The organism is Roseateles sp., from assembly GCF_049240545.1.
GTDB lineage: Bacteria > Pseudomonadota > Gammaproteobacteria > Burkholderiales > Burkholderiaceae_C > Paucibacter_A.
Window position 1 is genome coordinate 35,098 of record NZ_JBMLSK010000338.1, and the last position, 9,515, is coordinate 44,612.

Consider the following 9,515-nt stretch of genomic DNA (forward strand, 5'->3'; position numbering starts at 1 on the left):
CGCGCGAAGCTGCTTCAGAAGGCGATGTTGCCGATAACCCAGATGCGGCTGTTCTTGGTCTGACCATCGCTGTCTGTATTCGCTGCCGTGGGATTGGGGTTGCTGCCCAGCTTGTTGGCATAGACCAGTCGGACGCTGCCTTGGTCTTGATAGCTGAGTTGAGCGCCTAAGCCTGCACCATGCAGGGTGAAGTAGTTGGGACGGCCTGCCGGCAGCGCGTTCTGCCACAGATCCTTGTACTGGCGTAAGCCGCCCGCGTCGTAGAAGGCAAACAGCTGCATCTGGCCCTGGGGCAAGACGATGCTGTAACGCAGCTCCGCCGTGCCCAGCCAGCCCGCGTCGCCCAGGCCCTCGCCCACGGGGTAGGCGCGCACGCCGGTCGGGCCGCCAAGCTGGAATTTCTCGGCACCGTCGAGATTGCGGCTCGCCAACTGCGCGGACAAGCTGGCGTAGAAGGACCAGGCCGGAGCATCCGCGAAGCGGGCCAGGCGGCTGAAGCCTGCATTGAGCTTGCCGAAAGAGCCGATGCTGCGAGCGGTCTGGCGGTCCATCGCGGCCAAGTCCGAGCCTTCAGGCGCGCTCAAGCGGCCCAGCGAGGCCGTGCCATTCCAGGCCCACTGGGCGCCACTGGCATCCAGCGAGTCGCCCACCCAAGTCAGGCTGCCCACGTCGATCGAGCGTGTCTGGCGCAGCGTGCCGACCACGCGGTTGTCGAGCCGCTTGATGTCCAGATTGGCCAGCAAGGTGCTGTTGCGGCGCAAGGAGCGCTCCATCGGCTGGCTACCGAACAGCGAGAAGATGGTGCTGCGGCTGTTCAAGTCCAGTGCCGTCACGTCCTGGCCCAGATTCATGCGCATATTTGACCAAGAGGCACCCAGCTTGCCACCTTGCGCGCCCACCAGCATCTGCGAGGCCAGCTTGAGGCTGTCCATGCCCGAGGAATGGCTCAGATTGAGGCTGTACTGCTCGCCCAGACCGGCCGGGCTATTCAGGTTCACCAGAGCATTGCTACGACCGGTGCCCACGTAAGGGCTGCCATGGTTATCCGCCCACACCGAGCCACTGATCAGACGTGCCTCTTCCACCGTGGCCACGGCCTGTGTGCTGCCGGGCTGCTCGCCCGGGCTCAAAGCGGCGCGTGCGGATTTGATACCCGGCACTTCGGCCACCAAGCGCAGGGCGCGGTCCAACTCCAGCGTATTCAGCGGCTCACCTGGCCGCACCGCTGGCGCCAGCAGTGCTTCAATCACCTTGGCCTGCACACGCTCGCCAGCGCCTTCGATCTTGAGCCCGCGCTGGCCGGGCGTGGCATCCACCAGACCTTGCTGCACGGCAATCGTGACCTCGCCGCCGTCGATGCGCTGCGGCGGCAGATAGGCTTGAGCCAGGCCATAGCCCTTTTCTTGCAGCAGGCCCGCCACAGCCGCGGTGGCTTGGTCCAGTTGCTGCAGTGTCAAGGCGCGCTCGGCAAAAGGCTCCAGCTTGGCTTGAATCTCGGCGGCCGAGACTTGCACCACACCGTCCACCTTGAAGGTTTTGACGAAAACGCGCGGTTCCGCTTGTTGCGGCGGCAGCTCGGGCGCTGCGGGTGCTTGCGCGAGCTGGGTGGATGAAACCACCGGCGTCAGGCCTTGGATGGCGATAGCCACTTGGCCGCCCTGCACCTGCGCCGTCGAGACCCGCACCTCGGCCTGCGGGTGGCCGTTCTCACGCAGGTACTGCGCCACCGCATGCACGGCGGTTTCGTATTCAGAAAAACTCAGCTCACGCCCGGCCCAGGGCGCCAAGACCTTGTTCAGCTCCGTGCTGGAAACGCCCGAATCTCCTTCGAAGCGCAACTCTCCCAAGGACATGCGCAGGCTGCTGAGCCCCGTTTGCACGCGCGGCTGATTGGCGCGGATCACGGTCTTGTTGGCCGAGCGCGGCAGGGCCGGGCGTTCATCGACGCGGCGCAGGCTTTCCGCCACCACACCCACATCCGGACGCTCCATGTCCGGGTTGGCTGCAGGCGCCAGCACCGGCGCAAACATCAGCAAGGCGCAAGTCAGCTTGGCCTGCGAGTTAGCTTGTACTCCCGTTGGACGGTTCATTGTTTTCATGGTTTTCAGGGTCAAAAGCGCTTATCTATTTCAGGATCAGCCGCGCGGGGCGCCGAACTGGATCTGGCAACGCTGGCCAGGAGGAATTTGATGGTTGGGATTGGCGAGCTTCAGGCGCACGCGAAAGGTGTTGCTGGCGGCGTCAATGACCCGGTCCACCTGGGTCGCTTGGGCGCGTACACGACCTCCGGCGAGCAGCAGCTGCACATCGTAGCTTTGGCCGACCTGGATACGGCCAAAACGGCTCGCCGGCACCACGGCCTCCACATGCAAGGGATCGATCTGGGCGATGCGAAAAATCCGCTCTTGTTTGACCAAGTCACCGCGATTGCGCAGGCGATCCACGATGACGCCGTTGATCGGGCTGACCACCGCGCGCAGCTTGAGTAGCTCTTGGCGCTCCTTGAGTTCCAACTCGGCGATTTGCAACTCGGTGTTGAGCTCATCCAACTCGTGCTGAGAGATCAACTCCTTGCGATGCAATTCCTCGTTACGTGCGCGCTTGCGGGCACCAAACTCGGCCTTGGCCGCTTGCAAATCAGCGGACGCCTGCTCCACGCCGGAACTCAGACGCGCCAAGACTTGGCCGACACGAACCATATCGCCGCGGTCGGCATAAATGCCCTCCAGCACCCCATCAACCGGCGTGCCCACATTGACTTCCTGCGAGGGCTCGATCAGGCACAAGGTCTCCGCAATAGGCATAGGCGCTGCAGCCCCCGCCGCATTCAGCCGGGCCAGATCCGCCGGGCTCAACATCGGCTGCGCTTGCAAATCCAGCATGGGTGCGAAAGACAAACCCACAGCCAGTGCCAGCAGTGCCAGGCTGCGCGAAAGCACGCGAGTACCCGGCAAAGCTTGGGCAAGCGCCCTGGCGGAAAGATGACCCGGAGGGGTCGGAAAGTTCATCATCGTCACTCCATTTGTCCACTGAACGACAGCGACTGCCGGGTCTGGAAGTCGGTCTTCAAAAGATTGCGCCGCACGCGGCCATGTTCACGTTCCTTGCGCGCCTGGGCGCGGCGATACAGCCACAAGCCCAGGCGCTGAGCCTGGCGCTGCCCCGGGTGCTTCAAGAGCACCTGGCGCAGCGTCTCCAACAAGCGGCTGGGGCGTTGCGCCAGCAACTCATCGTCCAAGCTGAGCAAGGCCTCCCAGCTGCCGGGATCGCCCTGGCGGGCACAGCGGCCGATCAATTGGCGGTCAACGCGGGCATTGTCATGGCGCTCCGTCAGGATGGTGTGCAAACCACCTGCGGCGCGTGCGGCCTCGCTGAGCGGCACATCGGTGCCGCGCCCGGCCATATTGGTGGCAATGGTGATGCGCCCAGCCTGGCCTGCGGCCTCGACGATGGCGGCCTCGTCGGCATCTTGCTTGGCATTGAGCACCACATGCGGCAAGCCATGCGCGTGCAAGACAGCACTGAGTGCTTCCGAAGCAGCGATCGAGCGCGTGCCCACCAACACCGGCTGACCCAACGCCAGGCGCAGCTGTACCGCTTGCGCCACCGCCTCCCACTTCAAGGCCATCGTCGCCAACAGCTGCTCGCCTTGGGCCAGGCGCATGGAGGGCTTGCGCGGCGGCACCCGGGTGACGGCCGGGCCGAACACCGCTTCGATTTCGGCGGCCACTTCGCGGCAAGTGCCGGTCATGCCAGCCAAACGCAGATAGCGGCGGAAGAAGAGCTGATAGCTGATGCGAGCCAGGGTCTCGCGCGCCGCGGACTGGTCCACGCCTTCTTTGACCTCCACCATTTGATGCAGGCCGCGCTCCCAGGAGCGATCCGCCATCACGCGGCCGGTGTTCTCGTCAACGATCTGCACCTTGCCATCGTGCACGATGTAGTGCACATCGCGTTGATAGACATGCAGCGCGGTGAGCGCTTGCAGCACCGCTTCTTCGCTGCGCAGCGGCGCATGCCAGACCGGCGGCAAGACCGGCAGGCAGGCGCGCAAATGATCGCGGCCCGCCGGCGTCAAACGGACCTGCCCGGCCTCCAAAAACGCATGCTCAGGCAGGCGCAGCTGTTCGGCCAGCGCCATGGCCTGAACGGCATAAGCCTGGGCCGCTGGGTCGGAGCGCTGAGCCGACAGAATCAGCGGCGTGCGCGCCTCGTCGATGAAGATGCTGTCCGCCTCGTCGACGATGGCAAAGTGCAGGCCGCGCAAGGTCGTGGGTCGCTGGCCTTGCAACTTCAACACACGCGCCAACGCCATGGGCAGAGCCTGCATGCGCTCTTCCAGATGCTGGCGGTCGCGCAAATAGTCAAACACCACGGTCTTGTTGCTGCAATAGACGATGTCGGCGCGGTAGGCCACGCGGCGGGCGGACTCGTCCATGGCCTCCAGCACCACATCGCTGCTCAAGCCCAGGGCCTCGTACAGCGGGCGCAAACTGTCGCGATCGCGTTCGGCCAGGTAATCGTTCACCGTGATCACATGCACCGCCAGGCCACCCAAGGCGGCGGCGGCAGCGGCCAGGCTGGCGGTGAGCGTCTTGCCCTCGCCGGTGTCCATCTCCAGCACGCGGGCGCGCAGCATGACGTAAGCGCCCTTGAGCTGGGTGTCGAAATGCGCCAGGCCCAGGCTGCGCTGGGACTGCAGGCGAATCAGCGCAAATGCTTTGGCGCACAGCGCCGGGGTGAAGCCTTGGCGTCCCAGGGCCAGGCGCAGTTCCGCAATCTGGAGGCCCCAAGCTTCAGCGGACAGCCCTTCCAGGTCTGCCGCGGCGCGATGAACGGCGGCGACAAAGCGATTCAAGCTGCGCGCCGACAACTGATCGCGGCGCAGCAGATGACGCGCGCACCAATCGGCCGCACGATCCCAGACCGAGATCTCACCCCAGTCGCGGCGTTGTGCATAAGGATCGGCCCGGAAACCGAGCGCAAAAGGCTGCGTGCGCTGCATCAGGTGGCGAAGCTACGAAGGAAGAGTTGACGCAAGGGGCGGTACCACTGACGCGCCAGCGGTTCATCCGGATGCACGAACTGCACATGCACGCGCTGCCCCACTGCACTGGGCAGTTCATCGCCCAGCAGGCGCAATTCAAACTGGAACAGGCTGTTCAAGGTTTGCGGCCCCTGGCCCGCCTGATCCTTGGCCGGATCAAGACCAATGCTGCCGCCACCCTGCAAGGCCAGCGCCATGCTGGGCAGCTGGTTGGTGGCCGCAGGCACCTCGCGGTCCAGGCTCGCGGCCAGCAAGCGGCCGACATTCTCGACACTGCGCAGTTCCACCCGGCTGGTGCGGGTGCGCACCTGATCCACATCGCCCTGGCCCACCACGGCCAGCAAGCTGAAGCTACGGGGCTGCAGCACATAGGCAAGTTCCTCGCCCCGCTCGTAGAAGCGGCCGGGGAAGTCCTGCGGCGAAGCCATCACAAACTGCCCGGCCACCGGGCTGGTGATGGCCAGTTGCTCGCGGCGCTGGCGCAAATCCGCCAGGCGCTGGCGCACATGGCGCAGCTCGGCTTCTTGCACCTGGGCTTGCAAGCGATCCATGGCCTGGGCCTGGGCCAGCCGGGCCTCGATTTCCCGGCGCTTGGCATCGGCCTGCGCCAACTGCGCGTCCAACTCCGGATCGCTGCAACCCAACAGTGCCTGCCCAGCAGCTACCTGGGCGCCGGGTGCCACCAAAAGCTCGGTGCCAAAACACGCATGGCTGGCGCGTGCGCGCGATTGTTCGGGCATCCAAATCACGCCCTCGGTATTGGTCCAGGACGACACGGGCACCAGAAAAACAATCGCAGCCAAGCCGGAAGTCAAGCCAAGGCTCAGCGACCAAGCCCAGCCTCTGCGCCCCTCCAGCGAGGGATGGGACCAGAGGTATTTGAGGTGCTTGACCAGTGGCGCGCCCACCGTGCCCCAGGCCGACCAAATGGCCAGCAGCACGCCGATGAAAAAGAACTGCTGCGCGACCATCAGGACAATGGCCACGGCCACCGTCATGCGGTAGACGAAAGAGCTCAGGCAATAGCTCAGCAACCAGGGCGCCTCGCGCTGCGTCAGCGGGGGATGGAACTGCGAGGCGGGCTGATCCGCACCGATGCGGAACAAGTGGCGCTTGATCAAATGGCCGAGGTATTGATTGGCGCGCTGGCCCAGATTGGGGATCTCCAACCAGTCCGCCAGCACGTAGTAGCCGTCGAAGCGCAGCAAGGGATTGGCATTGAAGATCACCGTGCTGACACCGGCGGCCACCAACACCTGATGCAAAAACGCTTTGCCCACACCCGGTTGCGCCTGCACCCACAGCCACAAGGCCAGCGAGGCCACCGCCAATTCGGCCATCATGCCGGCCAAGCCCACGATCATGCGCTGGCGCTTGGACACCAAGGCCGTCGACTGGCTGGCGTCCACATAAGGCACAGGGACGGCCACCAGAAACATCAGCCCCATTTCATGGCAGCTGTTGCCGAAAAGCTTGAGCGCCAGGCCATGACCCAGCTCGTGAATGACCTTCAGCACCGGGAAGGCCACGGCCAGCAGCAGCATGTTCTCGCTGGTGAAGATGCGGGTGCTGATGTCGGCACTGAGCTCTTCCCAATGCATGGCGGCGCCCACCAGGCCCGAGCCCACCAAGGCCAGCCACGCCAGCCCCAGCCAAGGCAGCAGCCCAGCCGGCAGGCAGCGGGCCACGGCACTCAAGAAGCGATCCGGATCCCAGAGCGGGAACTTCAACGACAGCGGATTACCCAGGTACTGCTTCAGCCGCGCCCAGCCGAGCTTGCGACGGCGCTTGTCCAAATCCTCCAGATCGGGCTTGCGCTCGCTCAGCAGCACATTGGCCTGATGCAACTGGGTCAAGAGTTGCAGGACTTCATCTTGCGTCGGCGCGGCATCGCCCAGGTTCTCGCAGCACAGCGCCCAGATCTGCGCCAGGGTGCGCTGCCCGTCCATCAGCGCAACAATGCGATGCGCCTCTGGGTTGAGGCGCATGAAGCGTCCGCTGGCCTGGTCTTGCAACACATACCAGCGTTTGCCGCGGTAGTGATGCCGAGTCAGACGGGCGTGGCCGCGCAGCTGCGGCCGCATCTCGGCCACGCGGTACCAGGCGGATGAAAACAGGCTGGAGCTCATGCTTGGTTCACAGGCCCAACCATTGCCACAGCTTCAGACGCAGCCAGTCCGACATGCGGTGCGTCCAAATCCAGATCAGGCGGCGCTCACCCATATCGATCTTGCCCAAGCCTTCCATGCCGGGCCGCAGCTGGGCTTCTCGCACGGCCTCGGGCGGCAAGTCCAGCGCAGCTTCGACGCGAAACTGGTTGTGCCCGTCCTTGGCCTGGGCCACCGGCGTCAGCAAGCGCACGGTGAAGGGGTAGGTGCGGCCAGGCATGGCCGTCAGCATCAGCTCACCCCGCTGCCCCACCGCCACCAAGTCCACATCGGCTTCATCCACCAGCAAGATCACGCGGTAGGCGTCCAGCGGCGAGATCTCGAACAGGCTCTGCCCTTTCTTCAACGCCGCGCCCAGGCTTTGCGAAAGGTCACCGCTGACCACCAGGCCGTCCAGCGGCGCACGAATGGCGCTGCGCGCGGCCATGGCCTCGGACAGGCGACGTTGCGCAGCGGCCTGCGCAATCTGCGCCATCGAAATCTGAATCTGCGCCAGACTGTGCTGTGCCTGTGCCTCTTGCGCCTGCTTGGCGTACTGGGTTTGCTGGCTGCTCCACTTCTCGGCCTCCAGGCGCATATCGCGATCATCCAGCGAGGCCATCACTTGACCCTGCCGAACCACATCACCGGCCCGAACCAGGGAGCTGGCCACAAAACCGTCAAAGGGCGCGGCCACCACGCGGCGGACTTGCCCCTCCAGCGCCGCATGGGCCGCCACGCGGAACGGACCGGTGGCCGTGGCCAGGAACAGCGTCGCCACCACCAAGCCCAAAGCACCCAGCTTGCGCAAGGCATGACGCGGGCCGAACAGGGCGCGCGCCTGCGATTCGAAGCCATCTCGCCAGCGCAGATACCAGGCGCGTCGGGCATGGCGCTTTTCCAGCAAGAGCCGGCCCAGCAATGGCGGCAGGCCCTCGGCCATTTGCAAACCCAGGGGATCGGGCGTCTTGCCCGTCCATTCAAACAGGATCACGCCATAAGCGTGCCGACCCAACTCCGCCTCAGGAGCTTGGAAAAATGGCACCGACAGCAGGGTGTCCGTGCCGAATCCACGGCCCAGCTGTTGATGCTCGCGGTGCACGACAGCAGCGGCTTGATCCGGTGCGGCTTGAGAACCAGGGGCGCTTGGTCCCGCCTGCTCGCCACGCCAGAGAACCGGGCGGGCCTGATCGCAAGCCTCATCCATGGCCGCCTCGATGGCATGGGCCAAATCCAGCCGGCGGGAGAAGTCAGCCGCATTGGACAAGGCTTGCAGCCGCACACGCCGGCCACTGCCAAAGCCGATGGAGACCCGGTCACAGCCCAAGCGCTGCGCGGCTTCGTTCACGGCGGTATTGCAAGCGGCCTGGGGATCGCTGCAGCTCAGCACCGCCACTAGCAATTCCAAGGCCAGCAACATGCGTTCGCGCAGAGCATCCTGCTCATGCTCGCCCAGGTCGGCGCGCTCGCCTGAGGCTGCGCTGCCCTGGCCCAACAACCAACCAAAGCCCCACCGCAACCAGTCTTGCGCATGACGCGGGACCTGCCCAGCCGCGAAAACCAATCCGACCACACCGTGCAAGACCGGTTCAGCGGTGCCCTGCTCTCGCGCCTGCACACCCACTTGATCCAGCATGGGCATGGCCAACATGCCATCACGACTCAGCGGCATGCGAACCGCCAAGGCCTCCTCGCACAAGCCGGTCAATGCCGGGCTGGGGGCTTGATGCAAAGGCCACAACGCGGCCGGCTGCAGCTCACCCGGGTTCGCATCCAGGTGGCGCCCGTCGAGCACCAGCACGGCCTCGCTGACACCCGGCTGCAGGCCTTGCACCAAGGTATGCAGCCAGGCCGCATGAAAGGCCTGGCGATCGCCCGCGCGCGGGCCGTCCAGCAGCAATTGCCAGACCGGTGCGGCGACGAAGGAAGAGGACGCGAGCATGGAGACCGTCGAAAAAGGTAGGGAACTCAGCCGACACGGGCGCTCGACTGCGCGAGCGCCCTGGGCTTAAGGTGCAGCGTCTTCAGAGCTTGAGTTCGCCGTAGCGGGTTTCGTATTCGCGCAAGCCCAGTTCCAGCAGGGTCATCAGGCGCTTGGCGGCATAGGGGTTCAACACGATGCGGTTGGACAAGGCGACCTTGACTTCGGACTGCTGGGTCTGCCAGGCTTGATTGGCCCCGAACAGCAACATGATTTCCTCACGCGTGCCCAGCACATTGCAGACATTGGCGTAGGTGGTCTCCATCTTGGAATCGTCCCAAGTGATTTGGGGCATCGCTTCGACTGGAGATTTGTTCTCGGTACTCATCAAAAACTCTCG

The 9,515-nt window shown here is 64.8% G+C and carries 6 protein-coding genes; all 6 read right to left on the minus strand.

Going from position 1 to position 9,515, the window contains the following annotated elements:
- Positions 1–14: 14 nt before the first annotated feature.
- The 6 genes from ACOVRJ_RS21240 to ACOVRJ_RS21265 all read right to left on the minus strand — a co-directional run bounded on the left by ACOVRJ_RS21240 (position 15) and on the right by ACOVRJ_RS21265 (position 9,503).
- Positions 15–2,099 carry a POTRA domain-containing protein gene (locus tag ACOVRJ_RS21240; RefSeq protein WP_422045814.1) on the minus strand — a complete coding sequence of 695 codons (2,085 nt, stop codon included), beginning with the start codon at positions 2,097–2,099 and terminating at the stop codon, positions 15–17.
- Positions 2,100–2,135: 36 nt separating this feature from the next.
- Positions 2,136–3,008 (minus strand): efflux RND transporter periplasmic adaptor subunit, encoded by an 873-nt coding sequence (locus tag ACOVRJ_RS21245; protein ID WP_422045815.1) that lies wholly within the window; start codon positions 3,006–3,008, stop codon positions 2,136–2,138.
- A 5-nt stretch (positions 3,009–3,013) separates the two neighbouring features.
- Positions 3,014–5,005, minus strand: coding sequence for a hypothetical protein (locus ACOVRJ_RS21250; RefSeq protein WP_422045816.1), 1,992 nt, complete (start codon positions 5,003–5,005; stop codon positions 3,014–3,016).
- On the minus strand, positions 5,005–7,176 hold the full coding sequence (locus ACOVRJ_RS21255; protein ID WP_422045817.1) for a PqqD family peptide modification chaperone: 2,172 nt from the start codon (positions 7,174–7,176) through the stop codon (positions 5,005–5,007). The genes ACOVRJ_RS21250 and ACOVRJ_RS21255 overlap by 1 nt, the downstream gene beginning before the upstream one ends.
- A 7-nt stretch (positions 7,177–7,183) precedes the next feature.
- Positions 7,184–9,136 (minus strand): efflux RND transporter periplasmic adaptor subunit, encoded by a 1,953-nt coding sequence (locus tag ACOVRJ_RS21260; RefSeq protein WP_422045818.1) that lies wholly within the window; start codon positions 9,134–9,136, stop codon positions 7,184–7,186.
- Between the two features lie 82 nt (positions 9,137–9,218).
- On the minus strand, positions 9,219–9,503 hold the full coding sequence (locus tag ACOVRJ_RS21265) for a DUF3467 domain-containing protein (RefSeq protein ID WP_295081154.1): 285 nt from the start codon (positions 9,501–9,503) through the stop codon (positions 9,219–9,221).
- Positions 9,504–9,515: the final 12 nt, after the last annotated feature.